13 protein-coding genes are annotated in these 22,350 nt (G+C 46.1%); 4 read left to right on the top strand and 9 right to left on the bottom strand.

The window, feature by feature from the left end; translation table 11 throughout:
- Positions 1 to 5: 5 nt before the first annotated feature.
- A complete protein-coding gene (locus FLA_RS00980) occupies positions 6 to 1,601 on the bottom strand; it encodes a C1 family peptidase (RefSeq protein ID WP_076379409.1) in 1,596 nt (531 codons plus the stop codon).
- Between the two features lie 264 nt (positions 1,602 to 1,865).
- Between FLA_RS00980 and FLA_RS00975 the strand changes: the two genes are divergently transcribed.
- The gene (locus FLA_RS00975; protein WP_076379410.1) at positions 1,866 to 3,194 is read left to right on the top strand and encodes an ATP-binding protein; all 1,329 of its coding nucleotides are present in this window, start codon (positions 1,866 to 1,868) and stop codon (positions 3,192 to 3,194) included.
- A gap of 84 nt (positions 3,195 to 3,278) precedes the next feature.
- Here the strand turns inward: FLA_RS00975 and FLA_RS00970 are convergent, their stop codons facing one another.
- Positions 3,279 to 3,863, bottom strand: a complete 585-nt coding sequence (locus tag FLA_RS00970; RefSeq protein ID WP_197705846.1) for a hypothetical protein — start codon at positions 3,861 to 3,863, stop codon at positions 3,279 to 3,281.
- A 142-nt stretch (positions 3,864 to 4,005) separates the two neighbouring features.
- Positions 4,006 to 4,953, bottom strand: a complete 948-nt coding sequence (locus FLA_RS00965) for a helix-turn-helix domain-containing protein (protein WP_084206242.1) — start codon at positions 4,951 to 4,953, stop codon at positions 4,006 to 4,008.
- A gap of 232 nt (positions 4,954 to 5,185) precedes the next feature.
- On the opposite strand from FLA_RS00965, the gene FLA_RS00960 reads away from it, so the two are divergent.
- The 3 genes from FLA_RS00960 to pbpC all read left to right on the top strand — a co-directional run bounded on the left by FLA_RS00960 (position 5,186) and on the right by pbpC (position 15,861).
- Entirely contained in the window at positions 5,186 to 10,747 is a 5,562-nt protein-coding gene (locus FLA_RS00960) for an alpha-2-macroglobulin family protein (protein ID WP_076379413.1), read from the top strand.
- A 196-nt stretch (positions 10,748 to 10,943) separates the two neighbouring features.
- A complete protein-coding gene (locus FLA_RS00955; protein ID WP_076379414.1) occupies positions 10,944 to 13,373 on the top strand; it encodes an ABC transporter permease in 2,430 nt (809 codons plus the stop codon).
- Between the two features lie 67 nt (positions 13,374 to 13,440).
- On the top strand, positions 13,441 to 15,861 hold the full coding sequence (pbpC, locus tag FLA_RS00950; protein ID WP_076379415.1) for a penicillin-binding protein 1C: 2,421 nt from the start codon (positions 13,441 to 13,443) through the stop codon (positions 15,859 to 15,861).
- 75 nt (positions 15,862 to 15,936) lie between these two features.
- On the opposite strand, the gene FLA_RS00945 is transcribed toward pbpC, so the two are convergent.
- The 6 genes from FLA_RS00945 to FLA_RS00920 form a co-directional block, all read right to left on the bottom strand.
- Entirely contained in the window at positions 15,937 to 16,581 is a 645-nt protein-coding gene (locus tag FLA_RS00945) for an MlaE family ABC transporter permease (protein WP_231940374.1), read from the bottom strand.
- A 120-nt stretch (positions 16,582 to 16,701) separates the two neighbouring features.
- Positions 16,702 to 19,041, bottom strand: coding sequence for an NADP-dependent malic enzyme (locus FLA_RS00940; RefSeq protein WP_076379417.1), 2,340 nt, complete (start codon positions 19,039 to 19,041; stop codon positions 16,702 to 16,704).
- A 179-nt stretch (positions 19,042 to 19,220) separates the two neighbouring features.
- The gene (locus tag FLA_RS00935) at positions 19,221 to 20,402 is read right to left on the bottom strand and encodes a M20 metallopeptidase family protein (protein WP_076379418.1); all 1,182 of its coding nucleotides are present in this window, start codon (positions 20,400 to 20,402) and stop codon (positions 19,221 to 19,223) included.
- A gap of 18 nt (positions 20,403 to 20,420) precedes the next feature.
- Positions 20,421 to 20,861, bottom strand: a complete 441-nt coding sequence (locus FLA_RS00930; protein WP_076379419.1) for an SPOR domain-containing protein — start codon at positions 20,859 to 20,861, stop codon at positions 20,421 to 20,423.
- Between the two features lie 44 nt (positions 20,862 to 20,905).
- Positions 20,906 to 21,580, bottom strand: coding sequence for a deoxyribose-phosphate aldolase (gene deoC, locus FLA_RS00925; protein ID WP_231940373.1), 675 nt, complete (start codon positions 21,578 to 21,580; stop codon positions 20,906 to 20,908).
- 23 nt (positions 21,581 to 21,603) lie between these two features.
- Positions 21,604 to 22,350, bottom strand: coding sequence for a GLPGLI family protein (locus tag FLA_RS00920; protein WP_076379809.1), 747 nt, complete (start codon positions 22,348 to 22,350; stop codon positions 21,604 to 21,606).

The following is a 22,350-nucleotide window of genomic DNA, read 5'->3' as shown; positions in this document are numbered from 1 at the left end:
GTTTATTAATTTTTATCTATTTCCACAATACACACTACCGCATTTTTATTAGCTGCTGTAGCGGCAAAATGAATAACTCCTTCCGATGTATTTCCAAACTGTATGTTTCCGATGGTTTGCGATTGTACCGCTTTTTGCACCGCAGCCGCAAAGCCAGCGCCACGGTTATTGTTTACTTTTTCGTTGATCTGAAACACATTCAACGGCTCTTTACTTACCAGCACGGCTATGTAATCTTTATTGCCAATAGTATCGGCCTGCATGCTCATGCCACGCGGAAACAGGCGGTAACCTGTGATACCGCAGTAAGGCGAGAACTTTGTTTTAGCAGGATCGTTTTCCATAGGATAAGGAAACAACACATAGCTGCTGCCATCAGTTTCTTTACCCAGCACATATACATAACAGGCAATGCTGTTTTTTACTTCCATTTTAAAGGTGGTGCCCTTGGCAATAGCCTGTTTGGTGCTGAACACATTACCACCAGTGGTTTGCAGGGGTATGTATCTTTTGCTTTTGGCTTCTACCAGTCCTACAGTACAATCCAGCTCTTCACTGGCAGCGGTGCCCGATTTAGGCATATTGTTTAAACCATAAGCTTCCCGCACAAAACGTTTAAAATCGTTATAGCGCACCCAAGCAATTCCGTTTTTACCCCACTGAGGTCCCCAGCTGTTCATAATTTGAAAAGCGCCGCCATCTTTGCGATCGTCATAACCAATCACACACATAGCATGCCCCCCAAAACCCATCTGGGAATAATCATCCGAAGTAGGATGCCATACCTCCGCCCCCATCATATCCTGCATAAAGCTGCCACCTACCATCATACCAATCACCACCGGCACATCTTTAGCCAGGTGTTCTTTAATTGCATGCAAATCTATATTGTTGATCTTATCGCCATCTGTAAGCCGGGTAAAGCCCAGCATGCGGTGCTGACCAGCTTCCTGCTTTAACGAGCTGGAAGGCTGGCGACTACAATCATTTTCATCGTAAGGGAAATCGTTAAAAGGAACAGCGCCCACCTGGGTCATGTTTTCCATGGCCCGGATGATATAACTGCCTTCGCACCCGCTTAATCCAATCTGGTTATATAAAAAAGCGGGACTGAAAGCGACCTGGTTAGGATTGGTGCCTGTGCTGGAAGCTTCCAGTATAGAGCGTGCAGCATACGCACTGCTCCATGCCACACAGCTACCTTGGTGGCCCTGGTCTTTACGCTCGGGGCAGAACTTTTGCAACGATACCGCTTCGGGTAACGCATTCTTACCCACATCCAGCCCTTCATATATCTGTGCTTTGGCAAACTGCTTGGGGTCAAGCACCCCACCGGTTCCAAAACCGGCTTCCTGCTGTTGCTGCTGGCGAACACTTCCTCCCGGGTGACTACAACCGCCACGCAAATAGAAAAAGCCACCTACCGCCAATACCACCAGCAGTAAAATAGGCCGCCGTATCAGCAACCCGAGTATCAGTGGCAAAAACTGGAAAAGGCCGCCGCCCCCTCCGCCACCGCCGGGGTAATTACCACCACCACCGGAGTCGTCGTTTGAGTTGTCGTTTTGATCATCAGGGTCTTCTACCATTCTGATAGGCATAGGAAGGAAATTTAGTAAGCCAAAATAAGAGATTTTCTTATTACCGCTTGCACTTTAAAAAGACTTGAAAAAATAGTTTCAACTTGATTTTTTAAGGTCTGGCAGTGATAAATCACTGTTTAACGTTGACAATTCCCTTTTGTTCCATAATTTTAACCTTGGAAAATCGACAAAACAAGTCCTAAATTGCCTTGGAAAATCCACTTTCTTCTGTCGATTTTGCCTTGGAAAATCGACATTTCCTAAAAACCACATGCTTACAATATGTATATCCAAAGAAATATAGACAAAGAATTGCTCGACTGGCGGCAGGATAAACATGGCAAACCCTTATTGTTACGAGGAGCAAGACAGGTAGGAAAATCAACAGCAGTAAAACATCTGGCTAAGCAATTCACGCATTTTTTAGAAATCAACTTTGAAGAACAACGCCAGGTACATAAAATTTTTGAGGGAGACCTTGATCCTAAAATGTTATGCGAACACTTATCTGTTCTATATAATGTACCTATTATACCCGGGCAAACCTTATTGTTTTTAGATGAAATACAGGCTTGTGTTTCCGCTATTTCTTCACTGCGTTTCTTTTATGAAAAGTATCCTGAATTACATGTTATAGCAGCAGGCTCTTTATTGGAATTTGCATTGGCAGAACTGGCTTCTTTTGGTGTTGGCAGAATAAGATCGTTATTCATGTACCCATTGTCATTTAATGAATACCTATTAGCCATGGAAGAACCGCTTTTGTTAAACGCCAAAAGTAAGGCATCCCCTAACCATCCTTTACCGGAGCCTATTCATAATAAACTAATAGCTCACTGCAAACGTTTTCTGGTATTAGGCGGTATGCCAGAAGTAGTAGCTACTTATGTAGAATATAAAGATCTTCTAAGGTGCGGTCAGGTACTGGACGATCTTACCACTTCTTTAAAAGCAGATTTTGCTAAATATAAAAGACAAGTTCCTTACTTACGTATTGCGGAGGTATTTGATTCCATAGTACAGCAAGCCGGCGGCAAATTTGTGTATTCAAAGGCCGCTACCTCTTCATCCCATAAACAAATCAAAGATGCAGTTGATTTACTGGCATTGGGTGGCCTTGTAATACCAGTAACACATACAGCAGCCAATGGACTGCCACTGGGAGCAGAAATGAATCATAAAAGCAGGAAGATGCTTTTACTTGATACAGGTATATTTCAGCGTTTATTAGGTTTGAATATTGGTGATCTGTTAATAGAAGATGACTTTGACGCCATCAATAAAGGAGCTATTGCAGAACAATTTATAGGATTAGAACTACTTAAAAATGCATCCTGCTATAAGCAAGAAACTTTATACTACTGGCATAGAGAAGCTAAAAATAGTAATGCAGAAGTAGATTATGTGATTCAAAAATCGGAGAACATCATTCCTATAGAGATAAAGGCCGGCCGTAAAGGCTCTATGCGCAGCATGCATCTATTTTTAGAAGAGAAGAAATCATCATTTGGCGCACGCTTTTCTCTGGAAAACTTTTCTACTTACGACAACATTGCTGTATTTCCTTTATATGCAGTAAATGAATTATTACACTGGAATCCATCTCATTAATAAAAGAAAACCGGTAAGGAACTAGTCCCTACCGGCTTTATTGTGAACTCAACGATTGATTCTATTGCATCTATACTGTGACAACTACAGGTTTAAACCGTAAGCCACTCTTACTCCAAAGAAGTTACTGTTGCTGCCACCATCGACCAGCTTGGCAGTGCTTTCAAATTTCACACCTGCATCCAGGTAATTGTTTTTACCCAATGGAATCAGGTAACCAATTTGTGGAGAGTATACAAATGCGGTTGATTTGGTAGCGCCTACATCACTTTTGTTAGCAACGAAACTGGCACCTGCTGAACCTTGTACATACAGCCCTTTGTAAGCGTAAAACTTCAAACCTGCTTTCACCGGAATCAGCTGTAAATCTTTTGCGCCAGCAATGTCGTCTTTGGCAAAGAAATTATTGTAGCCCGCGTTTAACAGCACATACAACGATTTCTTTACGATGGGCAATTCTGCCTGTACCGATCCGCCCATTGACCAATTATAACCATCTTTTAAACTACCTACAGGCAAACCTACTTCCGGACCCACACTTAACAATACGCCGGAAGGTCGGCCGTCTGTATTTACTTTAGAAGTGGTAGCATTTTGTGCGTATGTAGAAACCCCTGCTGCTAATAATAATGACAGCGTAATAGCTCCTGCCTTTAATAAACGTTTCATCTTTTGTTCTTTTAATGTTCTTGTGTTAATTCCTTTCTGTAAACCGTAATCAATCATTGACAGGTCAAAAGTAGAACGGAGCGGCAGGCTGTGCAATGCCAATTTTCCGGTTAAAAAAACCGATTTTCCGGATAGGCATTTTTTACTGCACAGCTGCAGGCAACAACGTTTCTTTTTTCACCTCAGAAGGATTATAACCCGCAAACTGTTTAAAGAATCTGCTAAAATGAGAAGGCGTGTCAAAGTTGAGCTGATCGGCCACGGCCTTAATAGTAAGCTGTGTATAATGCAGTAAATACTGGGCTTCGCGATAAATACGGCGATGGATAACATGTAAAGCAGTTTCGCCGGTTTCACTTTTCACCAGCTCACTTAAATACTTGGGAGATACATGCAGCAGGCCTGCATATTCCTGTACGGTACGCAATTGCTGAAACTGCTCTTCTACCAGTTTATGATAATCATTTACCAGCTGGTGGCTGCGTGATAAATAACGTGCCGGCTGTACGGTTTCTGTAGCGCCTACACGTTGTAGTTCGTATAGCAGCTCTACCAGTTTCAGCCGTATAATAGGTAAGGAAAAACTATCTTGTTTTCGATACTGGTAATCTATCAGCTTACACATGGCCTTCCATACCATAAAGCTATCTGAGGGCAAATGATGCACAGGTGCACCCGTGCTTTCCACTTCCAGCAACTGCTCCAGCACCCCTTCCTTTAAAGCTATTTCATTGAGAAACTCTTTGCTGAATAAAATACAATACATCTGCAGCTGATTGGTCAGTTGCCGGTAGCTATGTGTATGTTGTGGTGGCACTAAAAACACACTGCCCTGCTGAAAGGCAAAATCAGCTGCATCCAGCGTTAACATACCACTGCCCTGCATACATAAAGCCAGTGTGTAATGATCGTTTTTAAACGCTTCGGTATCGGCTTCCTGCGGCCCCTCTACCCCAATAAATGCAAAATGATTGTTATGGCCCTGTGTGTGCTGCCGGGCTGTACCTACCTGCTTTACAGTAGCGCTGCTTTGAAGCAGGTAATGTTGAATGCTTTCTTCTATACTCCAAACCTTCACTCTTCTTTGCATAAGCCAGTCTTAATCTATCTATCAATTCGTCAATTCCACCGCAAAAATACACGCGTTGGTTGTTATAGAATTGTCATTTTATGGTATCCCGGCTTTTACAAACTTCTGCTACTGCTAAAAAGTGGGTAAAAACGCCAATCTTACACGGTTTGCGCCGTGTTTTATCACCTGATACATATCAAACAATTTGCTTATTTTTCCGACATCATTCAAAAACACATTCCCAAGGCGTATGAAAGCACAATGGCTATCCATTGCATGTCTGTTTCTTGCAATCCTAACCAGCAGTTGTCACAACAACAAACTGGTGTCCGTAGACCCCTCTTTTAGTCAGTACATTAACGCTTATAGCGCCGGTGTGGTTTCTAAAAAATCACCGATCCGCATTCAACTCGCGGCCGATGCACAGGTTACCCACACCGTAAATGAAACCGTTAAAGAAAAGCTGTTCAGCTTTTCGCCTTCCATTTCGGGTAAGGCTTACTGGACAGATGCCCGCACTATTGAATTTAAGCCGGATGAGGATATGAAGCCCGGCCAGATGTATGAAGTGAACTTTGACCTGGGCGACGTAATGGACGTGCCAAAGGAGTTTAAAGACTTTGCTTTTAACGTGCAGATTATTAAGCCCGCTTTTGAAATTCAGGAGAACGGCCTGCGCGCGTTAAACAAAACAGACATGAGCTTTAGCGGTACGCTGCTAACCGCCGATGTGGAAGAAAGCGCCAAAATAGAGAAAGTATTACAGGTAGCCGTAAACGGCACTGCTGCTAAAATTACCTGGCAACACAATGATGCCAATAAAACGCACGGCTTTGTGGTAACACCGGTAACACGTACCGCCAATGCCGGTTCTTTAACCCTGCAATGGGATGGCAGCGCCTTAAACGCTGATCAAAAAGACCAGAAACAAATTAGCATACCTGCTATTGGCGACTTTAAGGTAATGAACGTGAAAGCCATGCAGGATGAAGAACAATATGCACTGGTGCAGTTTAGCGATCCTATCGCTATAGGCCAGTCGCTCGATGGTTTAATCAGCATCAGCAACCAGGAAGAAATCAGCTATACCATATTAGGCAGTGAAGTAAAAGTATATTCTGCCGGCAAACTGGATGGCGATTACACCGTGGCCATACACGAAGGCATAGAAAACCAGTGGGGCGAAAAACTGGCCAACGCTTTTACCGCCAACGTATTTTTTGAAAACAGGATGCCTTCGGTGAAAATACATGGCCGTGGCGAAATACTGCCCAACAGCACCGGTAAGCTGGTATTGCCTTTTGAAGCTACCAACCTGAAAGCGGTGGACATTTCTATCATCAAAATATTTGAAAACAACATAGCCCAGTTTTTACAGTCCAACAACCTCGATGGCGAACAGGAACTGCGCCGCGTAGCCAAGCCACTGGTCACCGCTACCGTTAAGCTGGATGAAGACGGTTCGTTAAACCTGCACCGTAAAAACCGCTTTTCGCTGGACATTGACAAATACATACGCACCGAGCCCGGTGCTATCTACCGTGTATTCATTGGCTTTAAACCAGAATACAGCCTGTATACCTGTACAGAAGTAAAAAGCGCAGATAGTGAAGGCGGGGAAGAAGAGGAAGATTATTATTACGAAAGAGATGCCAGCGGCCATGATGATGACGATGCTTTCTGGCGCACTTACGATACCTACTATCCTTACGGCTATAACTGGGAGCAACGCGATAACCCCTGTAGCCGCAGCTACTATAACAAAAACCGTTTTGCTTCGCGCAACATCCTGGCCAGCAACCTGGGCCTTACCGCCAAACGTAGCAACAACAACCAGCTGTTTGTAGCAGTGAACAACATTATCAGCACCGAACCTATGGGTGATGTAGAATTGCAGGTGCTGGACTACCAGCAGCAGGTTATAGGCAAAGCCAACAGTGATAAAGATGGCCTGGCCTTAATACCGCTGCCCCGCAAACCTTATTTGCTGGTGGCCAAACAAGGTAACGAAAAGGGATACCTGAAACTGGATGATGGTACCAGCCTTCCTTTAGGCCGCTTTGATGTAAGTGGCGAAGAAGTGAAGAATGGCATTAAAGGATTCATCTTTGGAGAAAGAGGCGTATGGCGTCCGGGTGATAGCTTATATCTTAGCTGTATTATACAGGACAAGGATAAGAAGCTGCCTAAAAATCACCCGATAGAAATGGAGCTGATATCGCCACGCGGCCAGCTGTATAAAAGACTGGTGCAAACCAATACCGAAGATGGCTTTAACGTGTTTAAAACCGTTACCGATGCAGGTGCCCCTACCGGTAACTGGATATGCCGCGTAAAACTGGGCGGCGCCAGTTTTGAAAAAAGATTGAAGATAGAAACGGTAATGCCTAACCGTTTGAAAATAGACCTGGACTTTGCCGGAATGGATGCACTGGGTAAAAATGCAACAGCTAATGCTACCCTTAGCGCACGCTGGTTATTTGGCGCTACTGCCGAAAACCTGAAAGCACGGGTAGATGCACAGCTGTACAAAAAAACTACCAGCTTCCCTAAGTTTAAAGACTATGTGTTTGATAACCCCACCGGCTCTTTTACCACACAAAGCAAAACCATTTTCGACGGCCAGTTAAGCGCCGATGGTAAAGCATCTATCAGTCCGGCTTTTGAAAGTGGCGAACAGGCCCCTGGCCAATTATTGGCCAACCTGGTAGTGAAGGTATTTGAACCAGGTGGCAATTTCAGCATTGATAACATTGCCATGCCTTTTAACCCTTACAGCACTTATGCAGGTTTGCATGTGCCGGCAGGCGATCAAACATGGGGTTACCTGCAAACAGGTAAAACGCATCGCTTTGATTTAGCAGATGTAGATACGAAGGGTAACCCTGTACCAGGCAGCAGCCAGCTGAAGGTAGAGCTGTATAAAATATCATGGCAGTGGTGGTGGGATAACTCCGGCGAAGGGCTGAGCAACTTTACACAAGACGAATACAACAAACTGATAAAAGAAGAAACCGTAACTATTCAGAATGGCCGTGGCGGTTACGATATTAAACTGGATGCCGCCAGCTGGGGCCGTTACCTGTTATTGGTGCGCGACACCCGCAGCGGGCACACCACCGGTAAAATATTCTATGCCGATGATTACGGCTGGCAAAGCCGGGGCAATGATAATGGTGCCGCTTCGGCCGCTGCCATGTTATCGTTCACCTCTGATAAAGACAAATACAACACCGGCGAAAAAGTACATCTTACCATACCCAGCAGCGAAGGCGGCCGCGCATTAATAAGCGTTGAAACCGGTAGTAAGGTATTAAAGACCTACTGGGTAAACACCACTAAAGGGCAAACGGAGTTTGAGTTTACTGCCGACCAGGATATGACGCCTAACGTGTATGTGAACGTAAGCCTGATTCAGCCACACGCACAAACTATTAATGATTTACCGTTGCGTATGTATGGCGTTATCCCTATTACCGTAGAGGATAAGAATACCGTCTTGAAACCGGTGATCAACATGCCGGATGTAATACGACCCGAACAACCTTCCTCCATTACCGTATCGGAAGCCAACGGCAATCATATGACCTATGTTATTGCCCTGGTTGATGAAGGCTTGCTGGATCTTACCCGCTTTAAAACACCTGACCCGCATGCGGCCTTCTTTGCTAAAGAAGCACTGGGCGTAAAAAGCTGGGATTTATATGATGAAGTAATAGGTGCCTGGGGTGGCCAGCTGGAAAGAATATTAACCATTGGTGGTGATGGCGAAGCCGAACTGGCATCTAAAACCAGGCGCGCCAACCGCTTTAAGCCGGTAGTAGCCTTTATGGGACCATTTACCAGCAATGGCAGCGCCAAAACACACCAGTTTACCTTACCATCTTATATGGGTGCTGTACGCGCTATGGTAGTAGCCGCCGGTGATCCTTCTAAAGTACCTGCCTATGGCATGGCCGAGAAAAGCGTTCAGGTGAAAAAGCCGTTGATGTTAATGGCCACTTTGCCACGCGTATTAGGCCCTACCGAAGAAGTGAAAATACCGGTAACCGTGTTTGCTACCGACAACAGCGTGCGCAATGTAAGCCTGAGCATACAAAGCAATCCGTTTATTGAAGCCAGCGGTACACAAACCGTAAGCTTCTCTAAAACCGGCGAGCAACTGGTATACTTTACTGCCCGCGTAAAAGCCAACACCGGCATAGGCTCGTTTAAAATAACCGCCAGCAGCGGCAAAGAGCAGGCAGCTTACGAAACAGAAATAGATATACGCAACCCCAACCCATACACCACACAGGTTACAGAAGCCAACATACAAGCCGGCCAAACCTGGAACGGAACAGTGGATATGATCGGGGATGCCAACAGTGCCAAAGCAGTAGTGGAAGTGTCCAGCGTGCCTGCATTAAACCTGCAGAAAAGATTACGCTACCTGATCACCTACCCGCATGGTTGCATTGAACAAACCACTTCGTCCGTGTTCCCGCAACTGGTGTTAAACCAGCTGATAGATGTATCGGACAGGCAAAAAGGAGAAATAGACCGTAATATCAAAGCCGCTATACAAAAGCTACAGAATTTTCAAACCGCAGATGGTGGCTTTAGCTACTGGCCAGGCAACCCTGGCAGCGATGAATGGGGTAGCAACTACGCCGGCCACTTCCTGCTGGAAGCCAGCAGCCGTGGCTACAACGTGCCTGCACAATTGTTACAGCAATGGCGCAGTTACCAGCGCACCAAAGCTGCCGGATGGAATGTTACCGAAGCCCCATGGTATGGCAGTGATTTAACACAAGCCTACCGCCTGTATCTGCTGGCATTGGCCAAAGCGCCGGAAATGGGTGCCATGAACCGTTTAAAAGAATTTAAGTTCCTGAGTGCAGAAGCCAAATGGCGTTTGGCTACAGCCTATTACCTGGCTGGCCAGCAACAGGTGGCATTGCAACTGATAAGCGGTTTACCATTAACCTTTACCGAACGCGTTAACCCCGGCCCTACCTTTGGCAGCAGCCTGCGCGATGAAGCTATGATGCTGGAAACCTTAACCCTGCTCAACCGCAAGGCAGAAGCAGCCAACGTGGTAAGATCGATATCCGCCAAACTGGTGCAGGATAGCTGGTACAGCACACAAACCACTGCTTATTCACTGGTGGCCATTGCCAAATATTGTGGTGTAAACAGCAACGGATTAAAAATCAACGCTACGGTAAAAATCAACAACGAAAACGTAACACTGGATAGCAAAAGCCCTGTGGCCCAAACTGCTGTAAACTGGCAAAGAGGTAAAGGCAACATACAACTCATCAACAAAGGCAATAACGTGCTGTATGTGCGTGTGATTAATGAAGGCCAGCCATTTGCCGATGCAGCCTTACCGGTAACCAACAACCCGGCTGTGTTACAGGTGAACGTAGCCTACTTAACTACTACAGGCCAGGTGCTGGACCCGGCCCAATTAAAACAGGGTACCGACTTTGTGGCTAAGGTAACTGTTACCAATCCCGGCCAGCGTGGAAGTTACACCAACATGGCCCTTACACAGATATTCCCCAGCGGCTGGGAAATTTTAAACACCCGTATGTATAACAGCGAAGGTGCCTTTAAATCGTCTCCTGCCGATTATATGGATATCAGGGATGACAGGGTTTACCACTACTTCGATTTACCGGCAGCCAAATCACTTACCTACTATGTGCAGCTGAATGCCGCCTACCCGGGTAAGTATTATTGGCCAGGGGTATATAGTGAAGCCATGTACGACCACACCATTAGTGGTGGTGTTGCAGGCAAGTGGGTAACCATACAGGAGTAAACACTTACTAATAATATCCACCATACAGGCCGGCTACTACCAGGTAGCCGGCCTTTTTTTATACCGTAAAAGTGAACAATGAGTGTATCAAAAACGAACGCCCGAACAACCTAAACGGAGCCTATTTAATTGATTGTGAGTAACCTTGCAGCATGGCATCGTATATGCCGGCTATCACCCAAGTGAAATAATGCTTATGATACGAAATTATTTACTACCTGCCTGGCGCAACCTCAGCAGAAATAAAGCCAATGCATTTATGCATGTAATGGGCTTAACAGTAGCGTTTACCTGTTGTATTTTATTGTTCCTGATGGTACGTCATGAGTTTTCGTACGATCAGTTTCAGCAAAACAAAGACCACCTGTACAAAGCCTATCTTGTTTCGTATATGCCGGAAGGCAATGACCGCTCGCCCACCTTCGGCTACCCAGCAGCCCCTGCCTTTAAAGGCGAAGTGCCCGGTATTGTAAAAGCCACCCCCTTTATGTGGGCAGGCGCTGGTATCCGCTACAAAGACAAAGAAGTGGGCCGGAACATTGTGCTGGTAACAAATGATTTCTTTAGCATGTTCAGCTTTAAGGTCATTGCCGGCAACCCCACCACTCCACTGGCCTCTACCGGAGATGTGGTGTTGAACGAAAAAACCGCTACAGCAGTATTTGGCACAGAAGACCCGATAGGCAAAACCGTAAAAGTAAAAGTAGCCAATGAATGGAGAGATTTGATAGTGACCGCCGTGCTGGAAAATGCACCCGATAACTCCTCCATGAACTATAACATACTGGCCCGTATTGAGCTGGGCCCTAACTATACCAGCACTAAAGACAGCTGGAGCAACCAGCACCACCATGTGTTTATACAAACCGCACCCAACATTACACAGGCACAGGCAGAAAAAAACATACGTACTGTATTAAAAGAGCGAGCACTGGCCACCGATGCCGATTTAAAAAATCGCGGCTACCGGAAAGACAACAACGGCGATTATGCTGCATTAAAACTGGCCCCGTTGAGCACCCTGCACTTTGATGATGAACTGGGCACCAATAACACTATAAACAAAACCTATTTATATACCATGATGCTGATAGCCATTGTGGTGGTGGTGATAGCCTGCTTTAACTTTATTAACCTGAACGTAGCCCGCAGCCTTACCAGGGCCAAAGAAGTAGGGGTGCGCAAAACCGTAGGCGCCGAAAAAAGCCAGATATTTTTACAGCTGTGGACAGAAAGCTTTTTGTTGTTTGCCTTTGCCGTAATACTGGCCATTGGTGCATCTATGCTGTTATTAAAACCTTTTAACGCGCTGTTTACCGAAGAGCTGAACCTGCACCATCTGTTTCGTCCTCTAACCGTTCTGTATATTGTGCTGGGCATGTTAGTGGTTTCGTTCCTGGCAGGTGGCTATCCGGCATGGCTGGTGGCACGCTTTAACCCGGCACAGGTGCTGAAAGGCAAAGTATCCATGAACCGCTCTTCTGCCCTACGCAATGGTTTAATACTGTTTCAGTTTGTAATGGCCAGCCTGCTCATTTGCGGCACCATTGTTATCTACAGCCAGTTTCAGCATATGCGCACGGCTAATATGGGTTTTGAACAGGAATCGGTGATCAGTATTCCCGTGAAAAAAACAGAGAACGGCCGCCAGTATGTAAACCAGCTGCGTATGCTGCTGGCATCGCAACCACAGGTAACCAGCGTAAGTGGCAGCAGCATGAACGTTGGCATTGGCGAAGATCATAGCCAAAGCAGCACAGGCATTGGCTTTAGTTACAAGGATAAAATGATTTCGACCTCTGCCCTGGTAGTAGACTATGATTATTTTAAAACCCTGGGCATTAAACCTATCAGTGGCCGTGATTTTAGTCGCGATTTCCCTTCCGATACCAGCGCTGCGGAAAACACAGTAGTAGTTACCGAAAGCATGGCCCGCCAGTTTGGAGAGAAAGAAGTAGCAGGCCTGTCGTTCTACTCAGATAGCGCCAAACCCAAATGGCATATCATTGGCGTGATACCGGATATCTATATGTACTCGGTGCATAGCAAAGTAAAACCGCTTACTTTTTCTATGAACAAACGCACACACATCGATTACATACTGGTAAAAGTAAAAACCGGCAATCCGCTGGCCACTATGAACCTGGTAAAAGATGCCTACAAACAAATAGAACCCGATAATACCGTTAATGCTTCTTTCTTAACCGAGAACACACTGCGCTGGTACGAGAAAGAACAAAGGTTGTCCCGCACCTTTTGTATTGCTGCCGGCATTGCTATCTTTTTATCCTGCCTGGGCCTTTTTGCCATTGTATCGCTGGTGATGGAAAAGCGTCGCAAAGAAATAGGCGTGCGCAAAGTGCTGGGCGCTACCGTATCGGGCATTACAGGATTGTTATCTGTTGATTTTGTAAAGCTGGTGCTCATTGCATTTGTAATAGCCACCCCTATTGCCTGGTATTTCCTGCGCCAGTGGCTGCAAGGCTTTGCCTACCGCATTACCATTTACTGGTGGATTTTTCCGCTGGCAGGCCTGGTTACCTTGCTGATAGCTTTGGTTACTATTAGTGTACAAACCATCAGGGCAGCGCTTACCAACCCGGTCAACAGCCTTCGCTCAGAATAGCATAGAACGGATACAGCGATGAAGGAAGTAACGCTATTGTTGTATATTCATCGCTGTATTTCATTATATGAAGTTAAACGGCAAACGGCAAAAAATACTGGGTATCACCGGCCTTGTTTTATTACTATGGTTTTGGTTAAGTCTTCCCTCGCAATTATTTACAACGCCTACCAGTTTTGTAATTACAGATAGTAGTGGTAACCTGTTGAATGCATCCATTGCAGCCGATGGTCAGTGGCGCTTTCCTTACGACACAGCAGTGCCGCAAAAGTTTGCCGACTGCATTACCACTTACGAAGACAAGCGTTTCTTTTATCATCCCGGTGTAGACGTGCTGGCCCTGAGCCGCGCCATTAAGCAAAACCTGCAAAACACCAAAACCGTAAGCGGTGGCAGCACCCTTACCATGCAGGTAATGCGTTTAAGCACCGGCCACCGCAAACGCAACCTGTGGAATAAATTAAAAGAAGCCCTGCTTGCAGTAAGGCTGGAATGCAGCTACCGCAAACATTCTATACTGGCACTGTATGCCTCCAATGCCCCTTTTGGCAGCAACGTGGTAGGGCTGGATGCAGCTGCCTGGCGCTACTATGGCCGCAGCCCCCAACAGCTGAGCTGGGGCGAAATGGCAGCTTTAGCCGTATTGCCCAATGCACCCGCCGCTATACACCCCGGCAAAAACCGGGAGCAACTGCTACGCAAGCGAAATGATTTATTAAATAAATTATATCATGCTAAAAAAATAGACAGCACTACCTGCGCACTGGCACAGCAGGAACCGCTACCCGGCGAGCCACACGCCCTGCCCCAGCTGGCACCGCACCTGCTGGACCGGTTTAAAAAAGAATATACCCAATTACATAAGCAGGATAAAGCATTGGCCACCGGCATTGCCACCACCCTGCAAATGAACCTGCAGCAGCAGGTAAACGATATTATAGCGCGCCACCAGGCCATACTAAAAGGCAACCAGGTGAATAATGCCGCTGCTATGGTAGTGGAAATTGAAACCGGTAATATAGTAGCCTACACCGGCAATATATATAACCCGGCCGATGCCAGCCTGGAAAGCCATGTGGATGTTTTAAACGCTCCGCGCAGCCCCGGCAGCACCTTAAAGCCTATTTTATACGCAGCTTCCTTAACAGATGGCAGTCTGTTACCCCGGCAGCTGGTACCCGATGTACCCACCCAGATAAACGGCTACACGCCACAAAACTTTGACTTGGGTTACGATGGCGCTGTGCCCGCCAACCGTGCACTGGCACGCAGCCTGAACATTCCCGCCATTAAGCTATTACAACAATATAAATACCCACGTTTATATAACGTATTGAAGCAATGCGGCCTTACCACCTTAAACCGCCCTGCCGATTTCTATGGAATGAGCCTGATATTAGGCGGCTGCGAGGTTACCCCTTACGAGCTGGCTGGCGTATACAGCAGTATGGCCCGCATGTATTTACACGAACGAAGCAATAAAGGCAAATGGAACAGTGACGACTGGTTTATGCCACGCTATATCAGCGGAAAGTCGGGCGCGCAAAACGAGAAGTCAAAAAAAGAGCAGGCGGCCGCTCACACGCAACTCACCACTGCCAACTCCCAACTATTCACCTACCCCTCCCTGTGGCATACCTTCAATGCTATGACCGAAGTAATGCGCCCGGGCGAAGAAGGTTTGTGGGGCTTGTTTGGATCGGCACAGCGTGTTGCCTGGAAAACAGGCACCAGCTTTGGTTTCCGCGATGGATGGGCTGTAGGTTTTACCACCCGCTATTGCGTGGTAGTGTGGGTAGGCAATACCAGCGGGGAAGGCAGACCCGGCCTTACGGGTATTACAGCCGCTGCTCCTATCTTGTTCGATATATTCCGGCTGCTGCCCCTCACCAACTGGTTTGAGTCGCCCACTACAGGCTTTACCTACTTACCCGTATGCCATCAATCCGGCTTTAAAGCAGGCACAGATTGTGAAAACAGGGATACGGTGCTGGTAGATAAAAGTGCTGTGAACGCACCTGTATGCCCCTATCATAAAATAATACACCTGGATAAAACCGGCAACTACCGGGTAACCGCCAATTGTGTTTCGCCGGCAGATATGCAACACGTAAGCTGGTTTGTGCTGCCACCGGGTATGGAATATTATTACCGGCAGCAACATACCGATTATAAAACGCTTCCTCCTTTTATGCAAGGTTGTGAGGGCGATAATGGTAAAATTCTGGATGTGATTTATCCCGAAGAGTATTCCAAAATATATGTGCCTTTAGAAGTATCAGGCCAGCGCGGAAGCACCGTTTTCCGCGCTACACACCGTGATAATAACATTAAACTATTCTGGCATATTGATAACCATTACATCACCACCACCCAGCATTTTCACCAGGTGGCAGTTGCGCCTACCCCAGGCAAACATGTATTAACGGTAATAGATGAAAATGGGGAAAGTGTTACCCGTAATTTTACGGTACAGGGAAAAGACTAAAAAGAAAAAGTCATTTACATAAGCTTCCGGGAAGTGCTTATGTAAATGACTTTTTTATTGGATTACACAACTGCCTTACAGTAACAGCGCAGCCAGCAGATAATCGGCCAACAGTATCAGGATACAACTTACAATTACCGCCGTTGTACTGGCACGGCCAATTTCCAGTGCTCCCCCTTTTACATAATAGCCAAAATAAGCCGACACCGAACTGATTAAGAAAGCAAAAGTGTATGTTTTAATCAACGAAAAGTAAACATTAAACGGTTTAAAGTTCTGGCGTAATCCAATATCATAACTTTCGGCAGATAAGATATTAGCCATAGTACCCGCAATACGGCCGCCTAACAGCGCCAGGAACATGCTTAGTATTATCAACGCCGGAATAACCACCAGTGCACCCATTACCCGGGGCATAATCAGGTAACCTTTAGTATTGATACCCATGATTTCATAGGCGTCAATCTGTTCGCTCACCCGCATATTACCCAACTCACTGGCTATTTTACTACCCACCACACCTGCCAGCACCACACAAACCACGGTGGGCGACAGTTCCAGCATAATGGTGTCGCGCACGATCATGGAAATAGTGGTTTTAGGTATTAACGGGCTTACCAGCTGATAGGCAGTTTGTACCGTAGTTACCGCTCCCAGAAAAAAGGAAATGATTAACACGATAGGCATTGCACCAAAGCCGATTTCAGAGCATTGCTCCATAAAGGCCTTCCAGTACATTTTTCCGTTCTCCGGTTTTGAAAACATGCCCTTAAGCATGAGCAAATACCTGCCAATCTGTGTTAAAAGGTGCATTTCCTGTTGGGATTAACTTTTTACTGTTTACTGTTTCTTTTTACGACTGGTCCAATATGGTGAACGTTGTACAGCATCATCTGTATTCAGTTTACATTTCAGCTGGGCGTCAATTACCGCAATATTAGCCATATTGATAATACTGCGCACAGAGCTACCCAGTTGAAGCACATGAACCGGCTTTTTCAATCCTAACAAAATCGGGCCAATAGCATCGGCACCACCTACTTCTTTTAATAAACCATAAGCTACGTTACCGGCACTCAGGTTAGGGAAGATTAACGTGTTCACATCTTCATTCACCAGCTCGCTGAACGGATAGTTGTCACGCATAATTTCCTTATTGAAAGGAAGGGATGCCTGCATTTCACCATCTACAATCAAAGTACGGTCGCGCTCTTTTAAAATGCGGGTAGCTTCTGCCACCATTTTAGCCTCGGCCGAGTTGTTGCTTCCGAAGTTACTGTAACTAAGCATAGCAATACGCGGAGTAAGGTTAAAGGTTTTTACCTCGCGCGCTACCAGTTCAGCAATATCTGCCAGCTCTTCGGCATTGGGGTTAAAGTTAACAGTAGTATCGGCCAGGAACAAAGGACCTTTTTTGGTCAATAACAGGTACATACCTGCAATACGCTTCACGCCTTCCTCGGTACCGATAATTTGTAAGGCCGGACGGATGGTTTCTGCGTAATCGCGGGTTAAACCCGAAATCATCGCATCTGCATCACCCATTTCCACCATCATACAACCGTAGTGGTTACGGTCGCTCATTATTTTCTTACTCTCGTAGTAGTTAAAGCCTTTACGCTGCCTTTTCCAGAAGAACACCTCGGCATACAGATTTCTCTTCTCTTCTGTAGACTCGTGCAGTGGATCTATAATAGGCAGTTCAGAAATATCCAGCAGGTTTTCTTCTGCTATACGACGAATTTTGGCTTCATTACCTAATAAAATCGGGTAACCAACTCCTTCGTCATATACAATGCTGGCCGCCTTTAATACTTTAAGGTTATCCGCTTCTGCAAACACAATACGCTTAGGATCACGACGGGCTTTAGCACCCAGGGCACGCATAATCTGGTTATCTAAACCTAAACGCTTGTTCAGTTCAATAGTATATGCCTCCCAATCTTCGATTTTCTTATGCGCTACGCCACTTTCAATAGCCGCTTTAGCCACAGCAGGCGATACGGTAGACAGCAAACGGGGATCGAGTGGTTTAGGAATGATATATTCCGGACCAAACGACATGTTCTTTTGGTTATAAGCCAGGTTAACGATATCAGGAACCGGCGTTTTAGCCAGATCGGCCAGGGCTTTTACCGCCGCCAGCTTCATAGCTTCGTTAATGGTGCTGGCACGCACGTCTAACGCACCACGGAAAATGAAAGGGAAACCTAATACGTTGTTAACCATGTTAGGATAATCGCTACGGCCGGTAGCCATAATGATATCTTTACGGGCAGAAGTAGCCAGATCATAAGTAATTTCCGGCTCAGGATTGGCCATTGCAAAAACCACCGGGTTTTTAGCCATGCTCTTAATCATATCCTGTGTTACCACGTTACCCACGCTCAAACCAACAAACACATCCGCATCTTTCAATGCTTTTGCCAGGTTCCAGTCGGCCGATTGCACGGCAAACTTCTTTTTCACGTCATCCAGATCGGTACGGCCAACATGCAGCACACCGTCTTTATCAAACATGGTAAAATTCTCATAACTGGCGCCCAATGCCACATAAATCTGCACACAGGCCATTGCCGCAGCACCTGCACCGTTAATTACGAATCTTGTTTTTTCAATCTTCTTTTTCTGAATTTCCAGCGCATTCAATAACGCAGCGCCGCTGATGATAGCGGTACCGTGCTGATCGTCGTGCATTACCGGAATATTCATTTGCTCGCGCAGTGCTTTTTCAATGTAAAAACACTCCGGCGCTTTAATGTCTTCCAGGTTAATGCCACCGAAAGTAGGTTCCAGCGCCTTTACTATCTGTACAAACTTCTCAGGATCTTTTTCGTTGATTTCGATATCGAATACATCAATATCCGCGAAAATTTTGAACAGTACTCCCTTACCTTCCATTACCGGCTTACTGGCTTCGGGACCAATATCGCCCAAACCCAGCACCGCGGTACCGTTACTGATTACTGCCACCAGGTTGCCCTTGGCCGTATACTTATAAACATCTTCTTTGTTGTTGAAAATCTCTTTACAGGGTTCTGCTACTCCGGGGCTGTAAGCGAGTGAGAGATCTCGCTGGGTTTTTGCTTCTTTGGTTGGGACTACTTCAATTTTTCCAGGGCGGCCCTTGCTGTGATACTCCAGCGCTTGCTGCTTTCTCAGTTGAATCTGTTTATCCATATTTGTGTTTTTAGCCGGCGCACACCACTTTCAATGCACAAAAACAGACCTGTATAGGGTTGAATTTCATTTTTTGGGGGACTGTTTACGCCGGCAATAAGGGCGCAAAAATACGGCATTCGTGTAACAAAAAGTGGCAGGCTTACAAGCCTGCCACTTTTTGTTAAGTGAAATTAACTTTATTGGATGGTAGCTCCCAGACAAGCCATCATGCCCATCCCTATTTCTATCGCTTTTTCATCGACGTCGAATCGGGGAGTGTGCACGTTGTGAACAATGCCCCTGGCTTCATTTCTTACCCCTAAACGGTAAAAACAGCCCGGGATGGCCTGGGTATAGTAGCCAAAATCTTCGGCTCCCATGCGCATTTCCGTTTCCTGCACATGGTCTTCACCCATATATATTTTAGCCTTATTCCAGCCTTTATCGGTTAATTCAGGGTCGTTATCCACCGTAGGATAGCCCACATCAATATGCAGATCCACCTCGGCTCCCATAGACTCTACCAGTCCGATGGTTTGTTTACGAATGAGCTCGTGGGCTTTAAAACGCCACACCTCATCCATAGCACGGAAGGTACCCATCAGTTTTACCTCGCTGGGTATTACGTTGGTGGTATGTCCACCCTGGAAGGAACAGATAGACAGCACAGAAGGTGATAACGGGTTGTTGTTACGGCTGATAATCTGTTGTAAACTAACAATTAACTGCGATGCTATGAGAATAGTATCGGCTGTTAAATGTGGTGCCGCTGCATGTCCGCCCTTGCTTTTGATGGTAATATATATTTCATCGGCGCTGGCCATTACCCGCCCTTTTCTAAAACTTAACAACCCTGCGTCCAGTCCCGGGTGCACGTGCAAACCAAAAATACCCTGTGGTTTGGGGTTCTCCAGCACACCGTCTTTAATCATAAGACTGGCGCCGCCCGGATTTTTTTCTTCCCCCGGCTGAAAAATCAGTTTCACCGTTCCTTCCCACTCCCCTTTCAACTCGCTTAATATTTTAGCGGCTCCCAACAGGCAGGTGGTGTGTACATCGTGCCCGCAGGCATGCATTACCCCTTCGTTCAGCGAACGGTAAGGCACATCATTTTCCTCTTTGATAGGCAGCGCATCCATATCGGCACGAAGCGCAATTACCCGGCTTTGCGGTTTTTTACCTTCAATAATCCCTACTACCCCGGTGGTAGCTTTTATAGAAAACGGAATACCGTACGACTGTAATTTTTGCTGTACAAAGGCCGAAGTAGCATGTTCCTGGTAGCTTAACTCAGGATGCGCATGCAGGTGCCTGCGTACCTCGGTAAACTCACCGGCGTATTGCTGTGCCAGATCCTTAATCTTTTGTTCTAAACTCATCACTGCTGAATTGATATATTACTGCGAATCTGGTTCCGTTTCTTCCGAAGTAGCTGCGCCCGGGCGGTATTCAATGGCGTCGTCAATTACAAACACGCCCTGCGGATATTGCTTCATTACCATTTGACGGAACTCTTCCGCATCGGCTCTTTCCAGGAAATTGCCTATACGCACTTTAAAATAAGGACTCTGATATAACAGGTAGGTTTTTTCTTCCGGGAAACGGCGCAACAGCTCTGTTTTCACCTGAAAAGCCTGCTCGCGGCTACGCGTATTTAACACCTGCAGGCGAAAACCACGGTATAAACCGTTGCTGGTCATTTTGCCAGCCAGCTTGTTAGTACTGGCCTGTTTGGCGGTAAGCGTTTCCAGCCTGGAATCTTTACGCACCACAATAGTGTCCTGCGCAAAGCTTATATGGGCAAAAGCAACAAAGAGTATCAGAATAGCGGCTTTCATAATTATCTGGTTTTTGGACTTTTAGTTTAGGGGGATTGCCTGTGTTAATAACCACCGTCTCCGGCACTTTGGCCCTGGGCAATGGCCACACCTGCACTGCAGCCCAGGCGGGTAGCACCGGCTTCTACCAGTTCTTTGGCAAAAGCATAGTCGCGAATGCCACCGGATGCTTTTATCTGAACATTAGAAGGCAAATGCTTTTTAAACAGGGAAACAGCGTGTACCGAAGCGCCTTTTTCGGCATACCCGGTAGAAGTTTTCAGGTAATCGATGCCTGCAACACCATACAACTCGCAACATTTAATAATCTCTTCATCGGTAAGAATACCCGACTCGATGATGATTTTAATGACCTTACCCTTGCTGCGGATAATGGGTAAAATATGATTGAGTTCGTTAGCCAGGTATTGCCAGTCGTTATTTTTTAAGGCAATGAGGTTAATCACCATATCCAACTCATCTGCTCCATCCACCAAAGCCAGCACAATCTCTGCCAGTTTTGCTTCCACAGCAGAATAACCGAACGGAAAACCAATTACCGTAGCCACCTTCACTGCAGAACCTGCCGTTAATTCTTTTGCTTTTTTTACAAAAGGCGGCGGTACACACACGGCGGCAAACTTATATTCTATTGCTTCTGCGCAAACTTTCTCAATATCCGCCACCAAAGTGGTGGGTTTTAGTATTGTATGATCTATGTACTGGGTAACCTGCATCATTCCATTCGCTTTGAAGGGCGAATTTACAGCATAGCGGCCAGAATATTCTTCTGCCCGTATTTTCCCCAGCGTTTCATGGTTGTTTGCAGTTCTTCCTGCATGGTTTTATTGGTAGACGCCTTGCCTTTTGCCGGTGCCTGTAATAACTTAACCGGTACTGCCTCGGCATACACTTTTGTAGCAAACCAACTTACATGATCGTGCGGCAGCGCCACCCCTAAAATCATGCCCGGCAACCCGTTAAAAGACTCAGGACCACCCGCCGGGATAATAGCATCGGTATAAAATGCCACCACGTACACCGAATCCATGATCAACGCATTGGCGCGCCTGCATTCAAAACCTGCGATCATCCGCGTTTCGTTGGTGAGTTTCCAGGCTATTTGCCGGGTGCTGTCTTTTACCAGGTAACGCTCGTCGTACACTTTTTTCTGGCTAACACACTGACTGGCAGTCAGGTTGGTAAACACAATATTGTCTTCGCCCAGCGGGGCAAACTCCATAGAGCTATTATCCGGATTACTGCGCCCGGGAGTATATAAAATACTATCTCCATTAAATAACAGGTTGTGGTAAGTAACCCTGAACTGTGACATGTTCTTTTTAATCACCTGTACCCACTCATCATCCTCACCTTCCATTTGGGCATACATGTTCACCTTTTTTTCAAATTCAATTTTGCCTGCTGTTAAATATAAAGGCTGCTGCGCCTGACTATGCCATGTTCCACAAAGAAGGATGACCAGCAGCATGTATTGTTTTGCATTCAT

The sequence above is a fragment of the Filimonas lacunae genome, from assembly GCF_002355595.1.
In the GTDB taxonomy this organism is placed as follows: Bacteria; Bacteroidota; Bacteroidia; order Chitinophagales; family Chitinophagaceae; genus Filimonas; species Filimonas lacunae.
This window is presented reverse-complemented; position numbering and strand designations above follow the sequence as displayed.

Bases quoted from the DNA above. Each gene is read 5' to 3' on its own strand.
- FLA_RS00980 (WP_076379409.1), bottom strand. From the start codon at position 1,601: ATGCCTATCAGAATGGTAGAAGACCCTGATGATCAAAACGACAACTCA.
- FLA_RS00975 (WP_076379410.1), top strand. From the start codon at position 1,866: ATGTATATCCAAAGAAATATAGACAAAGAATTGCTCGACTGGCGGCAG.
- FLA_RS00970 (WP_197705846.1), bottom strand. From the start codon at position 3,863: ATGAAACGTTTATTAAAGGCAGGAGCTATTACGCTGTCATTATTATTA.
- FLA_RS00965 (WP_084206242.1), bottom strand. From the start codon at position 4,953: ATGCAAAGAAGAGTGAAGGTTTGGAGTATAGAAGAAAGCATTCAACAT.
- FLA_RS00960 (WP_076379413.1), top strand. From the start codon at position 5,186: ATGAAAGCACAATGGCTATCCATTGCATGTCTGTTTCTTGCAATCCTA.
- FLA_RS00955 (WP_076379414.1), top strand. From the start codon at position 10,944: ATGATACGAAATTATTTACTACCTGCCTGGCGCAACCTCAGCAGAAAT.
- pbpC (WP_076379415.1), top strand. From the start codon at position 13,441: ATGAAGTTAAACGGCAAACGGCAAAAAATACTGGGTATCACCGGCCTT.
- FLA_RS00945 (WP_231940374.1), bottom strand. From the start codon at position 16,581: ATGGAGCAATGCTCTGAAATCGGCTTTGGTGCAATGCCTATCGTGTTA.
- FLA_RS00940 (WP_076379417.1), bottom strand. From the start codon at position 19,041: ATGGATAAACAGATTCAACTGAGAAAGCAGCAAGCGCTGGAGTATCAC.
- FLA_RS00935 (WP_076379418.1), bottom strand. From the start codon at position 20,402: ATGAGTTTAGAACAAAAGATTAAGGATCTGGCACAGCAATACGCCGGT.
- FLA_RS00930 (WP_076379419.1), bottom strand. From the start codon at position 20,861: ATGAAAGCCGCTATTCTGATACTCTTTGTTGCTTTTGCCCATATAAGC.
- deoC (WP_231940373.1), bottom strand. From the start codon at position 21,580: ATGATGCAGGTTACCCAGTACATAGATCATACAATACTAAAACCCACC.
- FLA_RS00920 (WP_076379809.1), bottom strand. From the start codon at position 22,350: ATGAATGCAAAACAATACATGCTGCTGGTCATCCTTCTTTGTGGAACA.